Raw genomic sequence first — 19,654 nt, 5'->3', positions numbered from 1 at the left:
AATCACCCCTATTTGCTGGCGGCAGCCATCTTTTCTGCCTTTTCGATCGCCTCATCGATCCCACCGACCATGTAGAAAGCGCCCTCGGGCAGATCGTCGTGCTTTCCCTCGATGATTTCCTTGAATCCACGGATCGTGTCTTTGACCGCGACATACTTGCCTGGTGTTCCGGTAAAGGTCTCTGCCACGTGGAAGGGCTGCGACAGAAACCGCTGCATTCTCCGAGCCCGGGCGACTGTGAGCTTATCCTCGTCGGACAGTTCGTCCATGCCGAGAATGGCGATGATATCCTGCAGGTCCTTATACTTCTGCAAGGTCTGCTGCACCTGACGCGCAACGTAGTAGTGCTCTTCACCCAGCACATTCGGATCCAGAATTCGCGAACTGGAGTCGAGCGGATCCACGGCGGGATAGATCCCGAGCTCGGCAATCGGCCGCGAGAGAACCACTGTTCCATCCAAGTGAGCAAACGTCGTGGCAGGGGCAGGGTCCGTCAAGTCATCGGCAGGGACATAGACACACTGGACAGAGGTGATGGATCCCTTTTTCGTGGACGTGATTCTCTCCTGCAAGGCGCCAAGGTCCGTACCCAGTGTCGGCTGGTAACCGACGGCGGAAGGGATCCGGCCCAGCAGAGCGGAGACCTCGGATCCGGCCTGCGTAAAACGGAAGATGTTGTCGATGAAGAGCAGCACATCCTGGCCCTTTTCATCGCGATAGTATTCAGCAGCGGTCAGCGCGGACAGCGCCACGCGCGCACGAGCCCCCGGCGGCTCCGTCATCTGACCGTAAATCAGCGCAGCCTTCTCGATAACACCTGATTCCTTCATCTCCCGGTACAGATCGTTCCCCTCTCGAGTACGCTCCCCGACACCGGCAAACACGCTGATACCACCATGCTGCATGGCGATGTTGTGGATCATCTCCATCATAACGACGGTCTTTCCGACGCCTGCGCCGCCGAACATCCCCATCTTGCCGCCGCGCGGAAAGGGAACCAGCAGGTCGATAACCTTGACGCCGGTCTCGAGCACATTCACGCTCGTATCCTGGTCCTCGAAACTCGGAGCCGGACGGTGAATCGGGTAATACACATCCGCATTGACAGGACCCAGGCCATCCACAGGCCGGCCAACCACGTTAAGGACACGCCCAAGGCATGGATCCCCGACAGGCATGCGGATCGGCGCACCCGTATTCTTGGCTTTCATCCCCCTCACCAGACCATCGGTGACGTCCATAGCGATGCAACGGACGACATTATCACCAAGGTGCTGGGCAACCTCCACCACAAGATTGTCCTCGGTGTCATCGATGGCTGGGTTGGTGATGAGCAGTGCCGTCAGAATGGCAGGAAGTTCGCCTTCAACGAATTCAACATCGACAACCGGACCTATGACTTGTATAACTTTGCCCTCGTTCATGGTTGACTAAAGACCTCCTTAAAATATGAAACCATTAAGCCTTCTTCAAGGCTTCGGCACCACCCACGATATCCATCAGCTCAGCCGTAATGGCGGCCTGCCTGGCCTTGTTGTAGACCAAGGTCAGCGTCTCGATCAATTCCTTGCAGTTTTTCGAAGCATTGTCCATTGCGGCCATACGGGCAGCATGCTCACTGGTTTCGTTCTGCAAAAACGCATTGAATATCTGTACGCTGATATTCTTCGGTAAAAGTTCAATCAGTAAATCCTCGGGGTCAGGCTCGCAGACGTATTCCGCCTGAGTCTTTCCCGCCTCTTCCTCACTCTGCCGAGGCGGCTCGATCGGAATCAGCTTGACCACTGTCGGCTCCTGCCGAGCCATGCTGACGAACCGGCTGTACATCATGTAGACTTCGTCGATCTCGTCGTTCAAAAACCGCTCGATAAACCCGGCGCTCATCTTGTTGACGAACGAGATATCGACACTCCCGTATAAGTGAATCTGAGCGGCGGTGATCGGGTATCCGCGCCTCGTGAAGAAATCCCGGCCCTTCTTGCCAACCAGGTTCAGGCTCACATCAAGCCCTTTCTCCTTCTGCTCGCGAATCCACTTCTCGCCCCGATTGATGCCGTTCATATTGAAGCTGCCGCACAATCCTCTATCCGCACTGAAATGCAGTAATTCGACCCGACGCACATCTTCTTTCTTCACTAGCAATGGATGGACGTCAGGCTCGATGCGGCTCGCCAGGTTCCCCAGGACGTCGGAAAACTTTCGCGCATAGGGCTCAAAGCTCTCCATCTTCATTTGCGCCCCCCGGAGCTTGGCGGCAGCCACCATGTTCATGGCACGCGTAATCTGGCGTGTCTTTTTGACGGCGCCGATTTTCCGGAGGATATCCCTTAAGGTTGCCATCTATCCGTCTCTTTCTTTCAGGTCGTTAAGGATTAAACGGAGGGCTGAAAAATCCCCTTGAACTCATCCAGCGCCTTCTTCAGCTTTTCTGACAGGTCCGCGCTGATGTCGTTCTTTTCCTGGATCTCCTTCAACAGTTCGGCATGTTTGCTATCCATGAACTCGAGCATCTGCTTCTCGTAATCGGCAACCGAAGAAGCCGGCCATTCATCCAGATAACCATTGGCACCCGCAAAGAGGATAGCGATCTCCTTTTCCGCGGGAATCGGCTGATATTGGGGCTGCTTGAGAACCTCCACGAGCCGCTGGCCGCGACTGAGCTGTCTCTGGGTTGACTTGTCCAAGTCGCTGCCGAACTGGGCGAAGGCCTCCAACTCGCGGTACTGCGCCATGTCGAGACGCAGGGTCCCCGCCACCTTCTTCATAGCCTTGGTCTGAGCGGCACCGCCGACACGGGAAACGGATAGCCCGACGTTGATCGCCGGTCGGACACCGGAGAAGAACAGGTTCGGTTCGAGGTAGACCTGCCCATCGGTGATCGAAATGACGTTCGTCGGAATATAGGCCGAAACGTCACCGGCCTGGGTCTCGATGATAGGAAGGGCGGTCAGGGATCCGGCACCGAGTTCGTCGTTCAACTTGGCCGCACGCTCCAGCAATCGCGAGTGGTTGTAAAAGATGTCACCGGGAAAGGCCTCGCGTCCCGGGGGGCGTCTGAGAAGCAGTGAGACCTGCCGGTAGGCGGTTGCCTGCTTGGAAAGATCATCATACACTATCAGCGCGTGCTTCCCGTTGTCACGGTAGTATTCGCCGATAGCGCAACCCGAATAAGGTGCGATGAACTGCTGTGTCGCAGGGTCGCTCGCGCAGGCCGCTACGACCGTGGTGTATTCCATGGCACCGTGGCGCTCGAGCACGTCGACCACCTGGGCGACGGTCGACTTCTTCTGCCCGACGGCAACGTAAATACAGTAGATGTCGGTCCGCTTCTGATTGATGATGGCATCCACACAGATCGCGGTCTTTCCGATCTGGCGGTCACCAATGATCAATTCACGCTGTCCGCGGCCGATCGGCGTCATGGCATCGATCGCCTTGATGCCGGTATACATCGGCTCACCCACCGGCTGACGAGCGATGACGCCGGGTGCGACCATTTCGATCCGCCGGAATTCCGTCGCCTCGATCGGTCCCTTGCCGTCAAGCGGCTGACCCACGGCATCGATAACGCGGCCAAGAACCGCCTCGCCGACCGGGATTTCAGCGATGCGGCCGGTCCGCTTCACCGTATCCCCTTCCTTGATCTGGCTGTCGTCGCCCATGATGGCGACACCCACGTTGTCCTCCTCGAGATTGAGGCACAGGCCGTAGATCCCACCTGGAAATTCGAGCATCTCCATGGCCATGGCATTTTCCACGCCATAGACACGCGCGATTCCGTCGCCAACGGACAGAACCGTGCCTGTCTCGCTCACTTCCACCTTTTTCTCATAATCCTTGATCTGATCGCGGATTACCTGGCTTATCTCTTCTGCTCTGATCTCCATTAGTTATATTCACCCCTTTTCAATGATTCTTTTAACCCTTCCAGCTGGGCTTTCACACTACCATCCAATACCAAATCCCCTATCTTCACGACCAGCCCCCCGATCAGGGACTCATCCACCTTCACCTCGAACCTGACTTCCTTCGAAGTCAAATCGGACAAAGTCTTTTTCAGCTTTTCCAGGGCCTGAGTCTTAAGAGGCTTGGCCGTCAGGATGTCCGCACGGGTGACATTCGAAAGCGCATCGGTGAGCTTTACATAATAGTCGGTGATATCCGGGATGGCGCCGATACGATTCTTCTCGAGCAGGAGTTTCAGGAAGTTGTTGACCATCGAGGGAAATTCACTCTTCTTTAGTACAAAATCAAGGACCTTTTTCCGGTCCTCCACCGAGAAAATCTTGTTTGAAATGACTGCGAAAAAATCCGGGGTGGCTTTGCAGTATTCGACGAATGCCTGCAATCCCTTCCCATAGGATTCATATTGACCGTCTTGCTGCCCCAAACTCAGCAGCGCCTTTGCATATCGTCTGGAAACCTTTGAGCCGCTCAATGTAGCTTCCCCACCCTTTCTATGAATTCATCAACCAAATGTTCCTGATCACTCGCCTTGATCTGTTTGACGATGAGATCCTGAGCCTTCTGGGCCGCTACGTTGACAATCTCCTCGCGCAAACGGTCTTTGGCACCCTGGATCTCACGCTGAATCGTCGACTCAGCCTGGGCCATGATCTGTTGGGCCCTTTCCTTCGCCTGGGCAATGATCTTGTCTTTCTCTACAAGACCTTCAGCCTTGAACTGCTCGACAATCTCCTTCTTCTTGATCTCGAAATCCTTGAACTTCTGCTCGAGTTCCTGGTATCGCGCCTCAGCCGCAGCTTTCTCCTTCTGCAGTTCCTCCATGCGCCGCTTGATATCCTCTCTGCGCTGCGCAAAGTAGTCTTTCAGAGAAGTCTTCTTGATCACAACAACCAGAATGATAACGAGCAGAGCAAAATTGATACAGCGATACAGCAGATCCATCAGCCTGCCGCTGTCATCGGCGGCATGTTCACCACCGCCGCTCGCCGCATAGGCAATCACAGCCGTGGTGCACAACAGGGTGGTGATCAGCCCGGCTGACATCCATCGCAGACCTTTACCGGTTCCACCTTTCCTCATAATCAGAAAGCCCTCCCCAAAACCTTTTCGGCCAGATCTTTCGAAAAAGCAGCCACTTGCGCTTCCAGTTCCTTCCGCACGGCCTCCATTCTCGCATCCAGTTCGGTTTTAGCCTCGGTCATGCGCTGCGCTACAGCGCTCGAAGCCTCCTGAAGGATGCCGACCTCCTCCTTATGCGCATCCCCTTTAAGCTCTTCCTTTTGGGCGAAACCTTCCTTACGCGCCTGAACGATGCTTTGTTGAATGGCAGCCTCGCTCTTCTGAGAATGCTCCCTGAGGTCCGCAACTGCCTGCTCCAGACTCCCCATCCTCTGTCTCCGCTCCGCAATGATTCGCCGGATCGGTTTGTACAAGATCAGGTTCAATACAAAGAGGAGGATCAGGAAATTGGCAATTTGAATGAACAGAGTGTGATTTGCCGAAAGCATAAATAACTCACCCTTCCTTCATTTTGATTAAGTTAATTCACGGGGTAAGGCCTTTTACAAAAAAAAGCGCATGTTGTCAAAACATTTTTTGGCCTGCGGTCACCGATTTCCAGCTCCACCTGAAGCCCAATCCAGGCCGGCTGAATATCTCAAGTTTCCATCCGGAAAGGGGCTTTTTGGCCAATCTCGGCATCAATCTGCACGTTTGCTTATGCGGTGACCTGTAGATCGCCTCCACGCAAGCGATTGATTTCCTTGATATTGGCCAAAAACTTTCCTTTCCGGATTGGAAACCGGGTTCTACCGGTAAATCATTTCCGTTTCCGGATGGATACGTCTCTAATCAGGTGGGAGCTTGAACCCCTTCAGCCGGGCTGCATAACACAAAGCCATGGTATTTGCAAGGGGAAATAGTTCTCCACCCGAAACGGCTTTTTTGCCACTCTCAACGTCAACCTGCACGTTTGCTTGTTTGGCGACCTGCAGGTCGCCTTCACGCAAGCGATTGATTTTCTGAACATGAAAACAAACCGTGACCCGCCTTGAGGCGGGGGGACTTAGCCCGCGCAGCGTTCGAAGCAAAAATCCTCAGTTCCGGACTGGAAACTCGATTCTACCCGAAAATCAGTTCACGGCGCGCAGTGAATATTTCGGCGTTGGAGGAACCCGTCCCATGGAAAGCCGATTCCATTGACTTTTTCCGTCAGCCGCCCCAAAATGCCGCGCATCGGAGAAGGTTTCATCCCAGATAGGGCATCGGCGGCCGGGTGCCGTCCAAACCGACTATTTTCATTCACCAAGGAGCAGGAGCATGGCTTTCAAACATGTCAGAGAGATCTTCGCGAAAATGCCGGAAGCATTCGACCCAAACGCCGCGAAGGGTCTGGATGCGACGATCCGTTTCGACATCACGGGCAGCGACGGAGGCCAGTGGTCCGCCGTCATCAGAGAAAACACCTGCACCATCGAGGAAAACCTGCCTAGCGAGCCCTCGGTGGTCCTGACCATGTCGGATCAAACCTGGATCGCAATGGTCAACCGGGAACTCAACGGCATGCAGGCCTTCATGACCGGAAAACTGCGCGTCAAGGGGAATATCCTGCTGGCCCAAAGGATCTACGAGCTTTTTCCTTTATAACGGGGCGATTTTCCGGAACGTCTGGAGGTGGTGCCCGCCCCTTGCACGTGGCGGCGGCCGCACCCCCTCTATGGTGTCAATCGGCATCAGTGCCTGAAGGCCCTTTGTCCGGTGAACACCATGGTCACCTGTGGACGGGCCTCGTTGCATGCCTCGATCACCTCGAAATCCCGGAGAGACCCCCCGGGTTGAATCACCGCTCCGATTCCCTCTCTGATCCCCACATCGACGCCATCACGGAACGGGAAAAAGGCATCGGATACCATGGAAGCACCGATCAACCCGCCCTTGGCCTCTGCAGTCTCCGCTTTGATCTCCTCCAGCAAATCCTTGGCTTTTTCACCCTTTCTGACCTGTAGTTCCAGATCCTTGTAGGATTGCCCGTGCCGCCGGAAGCACCAGGCGTCGGCATACTTCGTATAGGCTTTGAAGACCGCGATTTCAGCGACCCCTACTCGATCCTGTTCGCCCGTGCCGATCCCGACCGTCACACCGTCCTTGACATACAGGACCGAATTCGAGGTCACCCCCTGCTCGACCTGCCAACCGAAAAGGAGGTCTTCCACCTCCTGCGTTGTCGGCGCCCGCTCAATGCGATAGGAGCGCCCGTCGTGGATGGCGCTGGCCGGCTTCAAATCGGCTGCAGAGCGGACCGCATTCAACGGAGACTGCTGCAATATCAGTCCACCGTCGATGAGGCTCTTGAAATCGACGAAGCGCAGGGCGGCGTAGGCCTCCAGTCGCTCCATCCCCGGAACGCGAATGACACGCAGATTCGACCGTTTTTTCAGGATCTCCAGCGCCCCTTCCTCGAAATCGGGAGCTCCGACCACTTCCAGATAATTCTTCGCGATTTCGGCAGCAGCAATGCGGTCGACCGGACGGTTGAAAACGGCACACCCGCCGAAGGCGGCGATCCGATCCGCCATGTCGGCCTTCAGATACGCATCGGCGCAGGTCTCTCCGTAGGCGACGCCGCAAGGATTGTTGTGTTTCACAATGACCGCTGCAGGGCGGGATTTCAAGTATTTCAATATGTTCAGAGCATTATCCAGATCCGTCAAATTGATCTTGCCAGGATGCTTCCCGCTCTGGAGCATGTCCTCTTCAGATATCGCGGAGACAAGCCCCAGCCCGGGACGAATACATTCACAGCCCCCAAGGACCAAGTTCCCGTTCGTCAACTCATATAAAGCCGCCTCCTGCCCCGGGTTCTCCCCGTAGCGCAATCCTTTCTCGACCAGCCCTCCGGCCTTTTCATCCGGCATGCGCCATGTCCGTTTCCGGTAAACGAGGGTCTGCCCACCGAACGAAATCGTCAAATCATCGGGAAAATGGTCATCCATAACCGTACGGTACATCTGCTTCAAATCCTGCCCCATCCGTTCTTCCTCCCCATCAGGCGCCTGGTTCGTTCTTACGCTTTTCGACATAGGCATAGGCATTATGATTGTGGATAGATTCAAAGTTCTCCGACTCCACAGCAAACCAGGTGATATTGTTATCCTGGTTCAGTTTGACGGCTATCTCCCTGACGATGTCCTCGACGAACATCGGGTGATTGTAAGCCCTCTCCGTCACATATTTTTCGTCTTCCCTCTTCAGGACCGAATAGACATCGCAGGAGGCCGATTCCTCGACCAGCCTGATCAAATCTTCGATCCATACAAACTTCTTGAAACGCACCTGAAGCCGAACCTCGCCCCGTTGGTTGTGTGCGCCATAATCACTGATCTCTCTGGAACAGGGGCAAAGCGTGCAGATCGGCACGTGGAGCATAATGACAAGATCCGAACGGCGCCGCAGTGAACCTTTGAAAGTGCATTTGTACTCCATCAAACCTTCCGAGCCGGTGACAGGCGCTGCTTTCTTTACAAAATATGGAAACGTGATCTCCATGTGGGCGCTCTCGGCGTTTAAGCGGTCTTTCATCTCCTGAAGAATCTGGGAAAAATTCTGTAGCGATATCCTTCGGCTATGTTCATTCAGTATCTCCACGAACCGGCTCATATGCGTGCCTTTGTAATAGCGTGGAAGATCCACGTACATATTGATCTGCGCTACAGTCTGCTGACTCCCCATGTCCTTGTCCAACACTGTAATGGGGTAACGAATCCCTTTCACACCGACCTGATCGATGTCGATGTTTCTGTAATCCATATGACTCTGAATATCCTGCATTGATCTCACCCGAACTGATCGAAGCCGCAAGGCGGGCATGGCAGCAAAGCGGATACGCCCATTGGTCTAAATCAGATAGTCTTTCAATTTCTCCTGTAAAGAATCCGGCCAAGGATCGTCGCCCAGGAATGCGGCGACCTCTTCACGTGTCAGTTGGCGAAGGATCTCGACCGGCAATTGCCTGAGCACCTCCAGTTTCTGAGGATCGGGGTCTTTTGGTCCAGCCATGGTTTCATCAACCTCCTGATTCGGTTGTTTATTGCGTATCCATCCGGAAATGATTTCCCGGTAGAACCCGGTTTCCAATCCGGAAATGGGGATTCTTGGCCAAGATCAAGGAAATCGAGCGGTCGCGCGGAGGCGTACGGATAGTACGCCGCACAAGCAAGCGCGCAGATTGACGCAGAGATTGGGCAAAAAGACCATTTCCGGAGGGAAAGATCGTGAGAACCGGGCCGGGTGACAACGACCTTCCATAACCCCCGGCCCGGCTCAATGTGTCTGCAATATGCCAGAATTCCAGGGCCCTGTCACCCCCTTGTTTTCAAAGAAACGTCTTTCGGCCGATGACCATTCTGCACACGCTCCATAGCCGGAGACGGTCTTCCTGTCTCCGGAACCGCTGTCCACCCATCCAATCGGAAAGATACCACATGGGCATACGAGTTACATTCCATCCGGAAATGATTTCCCGGTAGAACCCGGTTTCCGATCCGGAAATGAAGACTTTTGGCCAATATCAATGAAATCAAGCGTTTGCGCGGAGGCGACCTGCAGGTCGCCGCACAAGCAAACGTGCAGATTGACGCCGAGATTGGCCAAAAAGACCATTTCCGGATGGAATCGAGTTACATTTCAGTAACGGGAAACGCCCCCCGGAATCAGGCACGCAGAACCCCGGCAGATGACGATTGAAAGGCCTTCTTGGAAGCGGGCATTTGCCCTGCACCCGTCGTTGCGGGGAAAACCCTCTGCGATCAGGCAGGCACGATCAGCCGGCATCGTATTGACACCATGCCCATCCTCAGACGAACCGGATATGGCATCAAGCATGCAGGGAATCCTTGTGGGTTGCTTTGTTTCGATCCTTGAAACAGGCTGCATCGGCGGCTACGCCGACATGGGCAGCCGTCAGGTGGATGCCAAACGATGCTCGGGCTTCCCGAACACAGGCCGACGGGTGAACCTTTTCATCGAGAGACGGTTCAAACCTGTCATTCCAAACGGGCAAAAAGCATGGAGGATGCGCATGATGACCTATAGCGAAGATCAGCGTTTGCACGCCTGGCGGCAAGAGCCGGAGGATGCAGGGTGAACACCATGGACAAAGTGGACCTGACCGTGCCGGTCATGCTCATTTCAACGAAGACCGGCCGCAAAGGGGAGACGGAAAGACGCTTCCTGACCCCCTTCGGACCCTTGGACATCACACTCAGAAAGATAGGATCCCGCGGTCCGAAAGAAAAAAGCGTTACCGTAATCGTCAGCGGAGCGGTCGAAGAATGGCTGATGTACGATCTTGCCGTTGCCGAGTTCAGGAAAACCCTTCTCGACCTCGTTTACAGCCTCGTAGAGGGGGAACTCGCTGAGCAAGGGGTGCGAGAGGGGATTCCCCTGGTTGTCGAGCTCAAAAAAAGCAACGTCCGCCTTACGCCTAAGCCGCCGGACCCACCCCCGCCTTGCCCCGACCGAACCTGAGCCTTACCGACCGGCTTGCACCTCATCATCGATTTCGGCGCCATCTGGCATGCGTGATGTGAAATTTTTTTATCTTATAATTGAGGGCCCGTGGACTAATCCCCAGAAGGGCTGCGGCATCCTTCTGGACCCAAAGACAATCTTCGAGCGCGTTCAGAATCATCTGCCTCTCGTGGCCGTCAAGCGAGCGTAAGGCCGTCTGAGCTTCGCACTCGGGAGGGGGTTGCGGCACAATGACGGCGTCGGGAAGATGGATGCTGTCGGGCTGGATCACCTCGGAATCTTCGAGGATGACCGCCCTTTCGATGGTATTCGCCAGCTGGCGGATATTGCCGGGCCAACGGTAATCGATGAACCGGTCCAGGACATGCGGAGCGAATCCTTCGATAGATTTGCCCAACTGCCGGCAGCTACGATTCAGCAGATGCTTTGCCAGACTCGGAATACATTCCCTTCTTTCCCGCAGCGGCGGGAGATGCACCCGTAGAACATTCAATCGGTAATAAAGATCCTCCCGGAACTTACCCTCCCGTACCTGCTCTTCAGCGTCTCGATTGGTCGCGGCGATCAAGCGTACATCGGATTGGATCGTCCGGTTGCCGCCCAGACGTTCGAATGATTTCTCCTCGAGAAAGCGCAGAAGCTTGGCCTGCAGCCCCAAAGCCATCTCACCGATCTCATCCAGAAAGACCGTGCCTCCTTTTCCCTGCTCGAGGCGTCCGATACGGGTCTTCGATGCCCCCGTGAAGGCGCCCTTCTCGTGGCCGAAAAGCTCGCTTTCAAGAAGGTTATCAGGGATGTTGGCGCAGTTGATCTTGATAAAAGGCTTGCTCCTCCTCATGCTGTTGAAGTGAACCGCACCGGAGAGAAAACTCTTGCCCGTTCCCGTCTCCCCCGTCACCAGGATGGTCGAATCCGTCCGTGAAAACTTCTTGAGCGTCTCGATCAACCTCTTCATCACGGGGCTGAATGCGATGATCTGGCAGAAGTCATAGATCACGTCCTGCGATCTTCTGAGATAGTCAATTTCGTTCCGCAGACTCCGGTTCTCGATAGCCCGCTCGATGGCGACAAACAGTTTTTCCTTGGAGAAAGGCCGGGAAACAAAATCGAAAGCGCCGCCTTTGATCGCCTTGACGATCAGGCTTGGCTCGTCCGAATCACCGGCAGCCAGAACCGGGGTATGCGAAGACCACTCGGCGACCTTGCCAAGGATGCCGAGCCCCCCCTCGTCCACCCCGTTGAGACCTACAATGACGACATCGAACTCCGTCTGTTTGAGGACCGAAGGGATTTCCTCTCTGTCCCAACAAAAAACAACCTGGTGAGGCGGGTTGAGGACCTGGGTGTATTGACCCTGATTCTGTCTGTCTGGATCGATTGCCAGTATCTGCAGTTTTTCGGACACGACAGCCTTTCGGGAACGGAATGATTTCTCGTCCGGCAAACGGTTCTATGGACGTTTTCGGTGCGGAGTACCGGACCTTGCGCCACCCCTCGGCGAGGGAGGGCATCCAGTCCGCACGACCTGACGCTATCTCAAAACAACTAAAAATTCAATGTTTTGATGAAAAAGACCCGGATTGCAGCTCCGCTGCCCGCCTGCGGACGGCGGACGCTTTGGAGCTATCTCCAAGTGCCCCGTAGCACAGGGCCGCGTACTGAAGCCCCTGCACAGACTCTGGGAATCTCGAGAACAGAGCCAGCGCCTCCCGGTATCGGCCCATGTTGATCAGACTGATCCCCATGCAGACACACAGCGGTTCACTTTGGGGGAAAAACCCTAGACCCTGATCGAGAACCTCCACCGCTTCGGCATGGGCGCCCCGCTTCTGAAGAAGGACCCCAAGCCCCAGAAAAGCCCGGTGATCGCCATGGTACCCGAGCGACCTTCGGTAAAGCCACTCTGCGAGTTCCGCCTTGTCACGGATTTCTTCGATTTGGGCATAATCGCCATGACTAAGAGTCATGCCCAGCCGGGAAAGAAAATCAGCGTGCAGAGGATAAAGCTCCGGTAGATCAACCAGTTGCAGCGAGCGAATGTAGCTTTCCAATCTACGGTGGAAACCGGTGCGCAAGCTCCGGCCGTATTCGAGAATCTTTTCGGGACCCAGCTCCGTATCGGTTTCGAAATACATGACGTCTTCGACTCGCTTCAGCCAGATATCATCTGTAACCCCCGAGCGCCGGATATAATCGGCATACAGAGCCGTGCCGGGAAACAGATCGAGGATATAGAAGATGACGCTGAGCGGTTGGATGTCGTCCATCAGATCGAGCGTCGTCTGGATCGTGTCGGCGTTTTCCCCCGGGCATCCATAGATGAAATAGGCCCGGGCCAGGATGCCGTAGGCCTGCGTCAACCGGAACGCCTTCCGAATTTCAGCCTCGCTGATCCTCTTCCCAAGCCTCTCCCTTATTTCCGGCGAACCGCTTTCAACGCCGTAACTGATCTGGACACAACCCGCCTTGCGCATCCAGTAGAGAAGCTCCTCGTGGACATCCTTGACACGGCAGATCGCTGCCCAGGATATATCGAGTCCCCTGGCCAGAATGGCCTTGCAGATCGCGATCACCCGGTCGGGCTGGAGCGTGAAGGTATCGTCCGACACATAGAAAAAGCGCTGACCGCGACGATACAACCGCTCGATCTGGTTGACGAAATAGGAGGGCGAATGGAACCTCACCTTGTGGCCCCAAAAGGCCGGCGAACCGCAAAAGGTGCACCGGCCCGGGCATCCACGGCTCGATGTCAGATGCTGGAAATCGAAGTAGCGCGCCGGGTCCGGCAGCCGGTCAAGCTGCTCGACAGGAGAGCCAGGCCCGTTGAAGACGATCCGATCCCCATCCCGACACGCGATCCCGGGAATTCGGCGGACGGCCTCCCTGTCATCCCTCTCGAGACAACGCAGGAGCTCCAGGAACGCCCGCTCCCCTTCGCCCACGACAGCGAAATCGACCTCTGGAAAATGCCGCAGGAAATGCTCCCACAAAAAGGTGGGCCCGACTCCCCCAAACACCACCGGGACGCCGGGATGAATCTTCTTGGCCAGACGCGCCATCTCGAGCCCGGGCCATCGATTGGCATGCAGAATCGAAAACCCGATGACATCGGGTTTTCGATCAGCGATCATCTTTTCAATGACCTCCGGCCGGCCCCTCATCGGATGGGTGTTCAGGATCTCGACCTTTCGCCCGTCGGCCTCCAGCGCAGCACCGATATAGAACAATCCAATGGGGACCACCGACGCGTCTTCGTCGTCCAGCCGCTCCTCGAGGCAGTGCGGGTAGATCAACAAGATCTCTTTCATACTATTACCATGCCGGCCGCCCACCGGAATATCTCCAGGTCCCAAGCGGAGAAGGATTTTTACAAAAAAAGCTTGACAAGTTTCCGAGGTCTCCCTAAAGTGGAAAAATAATCTTTTGACGAGAAAATAGCCGGTATGAGCTACTTGGACTTTAACATTATCGCCATTATCAGCGCAACAGGGATCCTGGTATCCTTGTTGCTTCTCCTTTTGGTCGTACGACTCAAGTCCCCGGACCTGATAATGGCTAAGTAGCAAGAGAGTTTCCCCAAATCCGTTATCAGGTCCGCCTGATAACGGATTTTTTTTTGGCCTTTCGCATCAAGGGAGCAACGTCATGGCGGTACAGATCATCATCTACGACACAACACTCAGGGATGGAACTCAGGGTGAGCAAGTCAACCTCTCAGCCGAGGACAAACTGCGGATCGCCCGCAAGCTCGATGGCTTTTGCATCCATTACATAGAAGGCGGGTGGCCGGGCTCGAACCCGAAAGACGCCCGATTCTTCGAAATGGCTGCACGGAACGACTTCAAGCATTCCCGTTTGACCGCCTTCGGAAGCACCCACAGAGCGCAGATGCAGCCCGAGGACGACCCCAGTATTCAAGCCCTGCTGAACTCGGGGGTCCAGACCGTGACCGTCTTCGGCAAGAGCTGGGATCTCCACGCGGAGGAAATCCTCGGCATCTCCCTGGAACAGAACGCGGATCTGATAGAAAACACCGTCCGATATCTGAAGGAAAAGGGCCTGGAAGTCATCTACGACGCAGAGCACTTTTTTGACGGTTTCAAACGCAACCGGGATTATGCCCTGCAAACCCTCGCCGCCGCCGAGAAGGGCGGAGCGGATTTCCTGGTCCTCTGCGACACGAACGGCGGCACCCTGCCCGGAGAAGTCCAGAGCACTCTGCAGCAGGTGGCCCCGCGCGTCCATACGCCGCTCGGGATCCATGCCCACAACGACTGCGGCCTGGCCCTGGCCAATTCCCTCACCGCGGTGCAGAACGGCGCCGTCATGGTGCAGGGGACCATCAACGGCTATGGTGAACGGTGCGGCAACGTCGATCTGATCGCCGTCATCGGCAACCTGCAGCTCAAGATGGGCTATGACTGCATTCCACCCGAAAAGATCCGGCACTTGACCGAGCTCTCGCGCTTCGTCAGTGAGGTGGCCAACGTCCCGCCCGTCAACCAGCGCCCGTTTGTCGGACATAGCGCCTTCGCGCACAAGGGCGGTGTCCACGTGAGCGCCATCCTCAAGAACCCTGCGGCCTACGAGCACATCGAACCCGAGCAGGTCGGAAACCGCCGCCGCGTCCTGGTCTCCGACCTGTCGGGGAAGAGCAATATCGAGTTCAAGACCCAGGAACTGGGGATCAAGCTCGGCGGAAACGGCTACGACAGCCAGAAGGTCGTCCAGAGGGTGAAGGAACTCGAGGACCAGGGCTTTCAGTTCGAGGCCGCCGAAGGGTCGCTCGAATTGCTGATCAAGAAGGTCACCGGTCAGTATCAGGATCCCTTCGTGCTGGAGTCCTTCCGCGTCACGATCGAGAAGAACCGGGACGGCGAGGACACCGCCCAGGCCACCATCAAGATCTCGGTCGGAGACGAGGTCGAAATCACGGCGGCCGAAGGCGACGGACCCGTCAACGCACTCGACCATGCCCTGCGGAAGGCGCTTGGGAAGTTCTTCCCCGAGGTCGAGGAAATGGGGCTGGTCGATTTCAAGGTGCGTGTCATCGACGGCAGCGAAGGCACCGGCGCCAAGGTGCGTGTACAAATCGAGTCCCGCGACAGCCGGGAGATCTGGACCACTGTCGGGGTTTCCGAAAACATCATCGAGGCCAGCTGGCAGGCCCTGGTGGACAGTGTGCAGTACAAGCTGTCCAAAGGCCCCGTCGAGGAAAACCCCGGCAACGATACAAAACCCGCTCACATGGAGGCAACCGCCGCAGATCCTTCCCCCAGTGGAAGTCTGCGGCGGGCCCTTGGGCGTTAGCATCCCGGGAAAGACCAGACTGTCTTCAATCATCGCTATTTTCTTGAATCAGGGAGGCTGACGCGTTATGGAACAGATCAAGATTTTCGATACAACGCTGAGGGACGGCGAACAATCACCAGGGGCCAGCATGAATGCCGCCGAGAAGCTGCGGCTGGCCAGGCAACTCGAAAAGCTGGGGGTCAATGCCATCGAGGCCGGCTTTCCGGCGGCCTCCACCGGGGATTTCGATGCGGTCAAACAGATCGCGGCCAACATCCACCAGGCCGAGGTGACGGCCCTGGCCAGGGCCAGCAAAGACGATATCGACAAGGCCTGGGGGGCCATCCAGGATGCCGCCAAACCGCGGATCCACACGTTTCTCGCCACATCCGACATCCACATGCAGCACAAGCTGCGCATGAACCGGGACCAGGTGGTGGAAGCCGCGGCGGCCGCCGTGAAGTACGCCAAGTCGCTCACGCCCAATGTGGAATTTTCGGCCGAAGACGGGTCGCGGAGCGATCGGGACTTTCTTTGCCGGGTATTCGGAGCCGCCATCGAGGCCGGCGCCACGACGGTAAACCTCCCCGACACCGTCGGATACGCCATGCCTGATGAATTCGGGGAACTGGTAGCCTATGTCATCCGGCACACCCCGAACATCCACCGGGCGGTCGTGAGCGTGCACTGCCACAACGACCTCGGCCTGGCCACCGCCAACACCCTGGCAGGCATCAAGGCCGGTGCGCGCCAGGCGGAGGTCACTATCAACGGCATCGGAGAGCGGGCCGGAAACACTTCGCTCGAGGAACTCGTCATGGGACTGTATACACGGCGGGAGATGCTGGGTTTCACCACCTCCATCCAGACCCGCGAGATCTTCCCGACGAGCCGTCTGGTGAGCATGATCACAGGTATCGTCGTACAGCCCAACAAGGCCGTCGTCGGCGCCAACGCCTTTGCCCACGAGGCCGGCATCCACCAGGACGGCGTCCTCAAAAACCGCATGACCTATGAGATCATGGAACCTGAAACGATCGGCCTGTCCAGCAACCGCCTCGTGCTCGGAAAACACTCCGGGCGGCATGCCTTCAAACAAAAGCTGGCGGACATGGGATACGAGCTGTCCGAAAGCGATCTGAACCGCCTTTTCGACCGCTTCAAAGGACTCGCCGACAAACGCAAGGAGATCCTCGACGAAGACATCGAGGTCCTCGTGGCCGAAGAAATCCTGCGGGTGCCGGACACTTACCAGTTGGACTACCTGAATGTCGTGAGCGGGACGATGGCGGTCCCGACGGCCACAGTGAAGCTGAAGATCAACGGTGAAACCGCCCAGAGCGCCGGCTTCGGCGTAGGCCCGATCGACGCGGCGTTCAACACGATCGCCAAGATGACGGGAACGACGTCCAAACTGCTTCGCTTCTCCGTCAACGCCATCAGCGGCGGCATGGACGCCCAGGGGGAAGTGACCGTGCGTCTTCAGGAAAACGGCCTGGTGGCCCTCGGCAAAGGCGCGGATCCGGACATCATCACCGCCAGCGCAAAGGCGTTCCTGAACGGGCTGAACCGCCTCGAGTACATGAAACGCAACCCCTCCATATCCGCGGAGGAACGGGTCTTATAGATTCCCGGGTCGACCCCGGCGGCCCGGGTGGCAGGACTTTCGAACCGCCGGGCCTCTGCCGCCCCAGGGCGGTCCAGGCGCCTTGGAGCGGCGGGCCCCAAGACCCGGAAACGGAAACCAGAAAGGGATAAACGCATGACCCCCATGACACTGACTGAAAAGATCCTGGCCCGGCACGCGGGCCGGGATGCCGTCCAACCGGGCGACCTCATCGACGTCGAGGTCGACCTGGCGCTCGCCAACGATATCACGGCGCCGCTGGCGATCGGGGTATTCGAGGGCTTCGGCCTGGACCGGGTCTTCGACCGCGAAAAGGTCGCCCTGGTCCCGGATCACTTCGTGCCCAACAAGGACATTCCCTCGGCGCAGCAGGCCAAGCTGATGGCAAACTTCGCGGCCCGATACGACATCGAGCACTATTTCGAACTGTCCGAATCCGGCATCGAGCACGTGATCCTGCCGGAAAAGGGCCTGGTGGTGCCGGGCGACCTGGTGATCGGGGCCGACAGCCACACCTGCACCTACGGCGCACTCGGGGCCTTCTCAGCCGGTGTCGGCAGCACGGACTTGGGCGTCATCATGGCCACGGGGCGCATCTGGCTGAAGGTGCCCGCCGGCATAAAGGTGGTCTATCACGGCCGGTTGCAACCCTGGGTCGGCGGGAAGGATCTGATCCTGAAAACGATCGGGCTCCTCGGGGTGGAAGGCGCCGGGTACAAGACCCTCGCCTTCAGCGGAGAAGGGATCGGACAGCTCGGGATGGACGACCGTTTCACTATGGCCAACATGGCCGTCGAGGCCGGTGCCAAGAACGGCATCTTCGCCCCCGACGAGACCACGCGCGAGTATATGGCCGGGCGAAGCCGGCGGGAAGGCCTGTATTTGGCGGACGACCCGGACGCCGTTTTCGAAGAGGTGGTCGAGATCGACCTGGAGACCCTCGAACCGCAAGTCGCCTTCCCCCACTCGCCGGAGAATGTCCGTCCCGTTGCGGAGGCCGGCGCCGTCAAGCTGGACCAGGTCTTCATCGGATCCTGCACCAACGGGCGGCTGAGCGATCTGCGGAAGGCCGCGGCCATTCTGAAAGGGCGGACGGTCGCCCGCGGGACCCGGCTGATCGTCATCCCCGGCTCCCCGACCATCTATCGGGACGCGATCCGGGAGGGCATCATCGAAACGCTCCTAGAGGCCGGCGCCGTCATCGGTCCGCCCTGCTGCGGGCCCTGTCTCGGAGGCCACATGGGCATCCTGGCGGAAGGCGAGAAGGCCCTTTCGACCAGCAACCGCAATTTCATCGGCCGGATGGGTCACCCGAAAAGCGAGGTCTACCTGGCCAATCCCACCGTTGCAGCCGCATCCGCCGTAACCGGGCATATCACCGCTCCCGACACACTGTAAGGGGAGCGGGTGCCGAATGGGCGTTCCGGCTTATCAGCGCGGCAATGCCCGGACATCTCCCTCAACAAGGGAGGAAAGCACCCCCCTTCCCAACCGGAAGGGGTTTAGACGGGGGCCCCCGGCCACAGATGGGGGCCCCAACATCCCACGGAGGCGCAGCACCTCGACTGCCGCTTCCTCATCAGGACCAACGGCTGGATCGGCGCGATCCCGCAAAGCAGAACGGTACAGACCGGTACCCTGGAGGACATAAGCACTATGCATTTTCAAGGCAAGGTTTGGAAACTGGGTGATCACATCGACACGGACCTCATCATTCCCGCGCGGTTCCTGAATGTATCCGACAAAGACATCCTGGCGAAGAACTGCTTTGCGGACCTGCGCCCCGAGTTCGCGGGGGATGTCCGGAAAGGGGACATCCTCGTCGCCGGCGTCAACTTCGGCTGCGGCTCGTCCCGCGAACATGCCCCGTGGGCCATCAAGGCGGCCGGGATCGATGTCATCATCGCCAAAAGTTTCGCACGGATCTTTTACCGCAACGCCTTCAATATCGGGTTGCCCATCCTGGAATCGGAGGAGGCGGCCGACGCCGTCGAGGAAGGGGACCGGCTGGATGTGGATCTGACCACCGGCCGTATCGGCGTGGTGGGACGGGACCGGGTTTTCCAAGCCAAACCCGTTCCGGACTTCATGCGCCAGATCATCCTGGCCGGGGGGCTTGTAGACTACGTCAAACAGAAGGCCCGTGCCTGATTCAGTCCCTCAAATACAGGCATTCGAGAACCCGCAGGGCCGCTCCGCCGAACGTGTGAGACCGGCCGCGGCGGAGGCGGCTGCATGGGC

19 protein-coding genes are annotated in these 19,654 nt (G+C 57.2%); 8 read left to right on the top strand and 11 right to left on the bottom strand.

Going from position 1 to position 19,654, the window contains the following annotated elements:
* Window positions 1–8 precede the first annotated feature (8 nt).
* Genes atpD through H567_RS0102280 form a run of 6 tightly spaced genes read right to left on the bottom strand, consistent with a single transcriptional unit; the run spans window position 9 to window position 5,474 of the window.
* Window positions 9–1,424: a F0F1 ATP synthase subunit beta gene (gene atpD, locus H567_RS0102305; RefSeq protein WP_028320161.1), complete on the bottom strand. Its 1,416-nt coding sequence runs from the start codon at window positions 1,422–1,424 to the stop codon at window positions 9–11.
* Window positions 1,425–1,458: 34 nt separating this feature from the next.
* Window positions 1,459–2,340, bottom strand: coding sequence for an ATP synthase F1 subunit gamma (atpG, locus tag H567_RS0102300; protein ID WP_028320160.1), 882 nt, complete (start codon window positions 2,338–2,340; stop codon window positions 1,459–1,461).
* A gap of 32 nt (window positions 2,341–2,372) precedes the next feature.
* Window positions 2,373–3,887, bottom strand: coding sequence for a F0F1 ATP synthase subunit alpha (gene atpA / locus H567_RS0102295; protein ID WP_028320159.1), 1,515 nt, complete (start codon window positions 3,885–3,887; stop codon window positions 2,373–2,375).
* On the bottom strand, window positions 3,887–4,438 hold the full coding sequence (gene atpH, locus H567_RS0102290; protein ID WP_028320158.1) for an ATP synthase F1 subunit delta: 552 nt from the start codon (window positions 4,436–4,438) through the stop codon (window positions 3,887–3,889). Before atpH ends, atpA begins: the two co-directional genes overlap by 1 nt.
* Window positions 4,435–5,046, bottom strand: a complete 612-nt coding sequence (locus H567_RS0102285) for a F0F1 ATP synthase subunit B (RefSeq protein ID WP_084516770.1) — start codon at window positions 5,044–5,046, stop codon at window positions 4,435–4,437. The genes atpH and H567_RS0102285 overlap by 4 nt, the downstream gene beginning before the upstream one ends.
* Window positions 5,047–5,048: 2 nt before the next feature.
* On the bottom strand, window positions 5,049–5,474 hold the full coding sequence (locus H567_RS0102280; RefSeq protein WP_028320156.1) for a F0F1 ATP synthase subunit B: 426 nt from the start codon (window positions 5,472–5,474) through the stop codon (window positions 5,049–5,051).
* A gap of 811 nt (window positions 5,475–6,285) precedes the next feature.
* Between H567_RS0102280 and H567_RS0102275 the strand changes: the two genes are divergently transcribed.
* Window positions 6,286–6,612, top strand: a complete 327-nt coding sequence (locus H567_RS0102275; RefSeq protein WP_051184402.1) for an SCP2 sterol-binding domain-containing protein — start codon at window positions 6,286–6,288, stop codon at window positions 6,610–6,612.
* 86 nt (window positions 6,613–6,698) lie between these two features.
* Here the strand turns inward: H567_RS0102275 and H567_RS0102270 are convergent, their stop codons facing one another.
* The 3 genes from H567_RS0102270 to H567_RS29125 form a co-directional block, all read right to left on the bottom strand.
* Window positions 6,699–7,994 carry an IMP cyclohydrolase gene (locus H567_RS0102270; protein WP_028320154.1) on the bottom strand — a complete coding sequence of 432 codons (1,296 nt, stop codon included), beginning with the start codon at window positions 7,992–7,994 and terminating at the stop codon, window positions 6,699–6,701.
* A 16-nt stretch (window positions 7,995–8,010) separates the two neighbouring features.
* Window positions 8,011–8,793, bottom strand: a complete 783-nt coding sequence (gene folE2 / locus H567_RS0102265; protein WP_028320153.1) for a GTP cyclohydrolase FolE2 — start codon at window positions 8,791–8,793, stop codon at window positions 8,011–8,013.
* A 66-nt stretch (window positions 8,794–8,859) separates the two neighbouring features.
* Window positions 8,860–9,021 carry a hypothetical protein gene (locus H567_RS29125; protein ID WP_167330928.1) on the bottom strand — a complete coding sequence of 54 codons (162 nt, stop codon included), beginning with the start codon at window positions 9,019–9,021 and terminating at the stop codon, window positions 8,860–8,862.
* Between the two features lie 501 nt (window positions 9,022–9,522).
* On the opposite strand from H567_RS29125, the gene H567_RS28350 reads away from it, so the two are divergent.
* From H567_RS28350 to H567_RS0102245, 3 genes are all read left to right on the top strand, one after another.
* Window positions 9,523–9,708, top strand: a complete 186-nt coding sequence (locus tag H567_RS28350) for a hypothetical protein (RefSeq protein ID WP_028320152.1) — start codon at window positions 9,523–9,525, stop codon at window positions 9,706–9,708.
* A gap of 136 nt (window positions 9,709–9,844) precedes the next feature.
* Window positions 9,845–10,108: a hypothetical protein gene (locus H567_RS0102250; protein ID WP_028320151.1), complete on the top strand. Its 264-nt coding sequence runs from the start codon at window positions 9,845–9,847 to the stop codon at window positions 10,106–10,108.
* Window positions 10,109–10,113: 5 nt separating this feature from the next.
* On the top strand, window positions 10,114–10,491 hold the full coding sequence (locus tag H567_RS0102245) for a hypothetical protein (RefSeq protein WP_153306019.1): 378 nt from the start codon (window positions 10,114–10,116) through the stop codon (window positions 10,489–10,491).
* A 25-nt stretch (window positions 10,492–10,516) separates the two neighbouring features.
* Here H567_RS0102245 and H567_RS0102240 read toward each other — a convergent pair whose 3' ends face one another.
* Window positions 10,517–11,899, bottom strand: coding sequence for a sigma-54 dependent transcriptional regulator (locus tag H567_RS0102240; protein WP_028320149.1), 1,383 nt, complete (start codon window positions 11,897–11,899; stop codon window positions 10,517–10,519).
* 148 nt (window positions 11,900–12,047) lie between these two features.
* On the bottom strand, window positions 12,048–13,802 hold the full coding sequence (locus tag H567_RS22595) for a B12-binding domain-containing radical SAM protein (protein ID WP_084516768.1): 1,755 nt from the start codon (window positions 13,800–13,802) through the stop codon (window positions 12,048–12,050).
* Between the two features lie 337 nt (window positions 13,803–14,139).
* Between H567_RS22595 and cimA the strand changes: the two genes are divergently transcribed.
* The 4 genes from cimA to H567_RS0102210 all read left to right on the top strand — a co-directional run bounded on the left by cimA (window position 14,140) and on the right by H567_RS0102210 (window position 19,564).
* Window positions 14,140–15,804, top strand: coding sequence for a citramalate synthase (gene cimA / locus H567_RS22590; RefSeq protein WP_084516766.1), 1,665 nt, complete (start codon window positions 14,140–14,142; stop codon window positions 15,802–15,804).
* 67 nt (window positions 15,805–15,871) lie between these two features.
* Window positions 15,872–17,413 (top strand): 2-isopropylmalate synthase, encoded by a 1,542-nt coding sequence (locus H567_RS0102220; RefSeq protein WP_028320148.1) that lies wholly within the window; start codon window positions 15,872–15,874, stop codon window positions 17,411–17,413.
* A gap of 135 nt (window positions 17,414–17,548) precedes the next feature.
* Window positions 17,549–18,811, top strand: a complete 1,263-nt coding sequence (gene leuC, locus H567_RS0102215; RefSeq protein ID WP_028320147.1) for a 3-isopropylmalate dehydratase large subunit — start codon at window positions 17,549–17,551, stop codon at window positions 18,809–18,811.
* A 258-nt stretch (window positions 18,812–19,069) separates the two neighbouring features.
* A complete protein-coding gene (locus H567_RS0102210; RefSeq protein WP_028320146.1) occupies window positions 19,070–19,564 on the top strand; it encodes a 3-isopropylmalate dehydratase small subunit in 495 nt (164 codons plus the stop codon).
* Window positions 19,565–19,654 lie beyond the last annotated feature (90 nt).

The sequence above is a fragment of the Desulfatiglans anilini DSM 4660 genome, assembly GCF_000422285.1.
Taxonomy (GTDB): domain Bacteria; phylum Desulfobacterota; class DSM-4660; order Desulfatiglandales; family Desulfatiglandaceae; genus Desulfatiglans; species Desulfatiglans anilini.
Note: the sequence above shows the minus strand (reverse complement) of the source record. Positions and strands in the feature narration are given on the sequence as shown.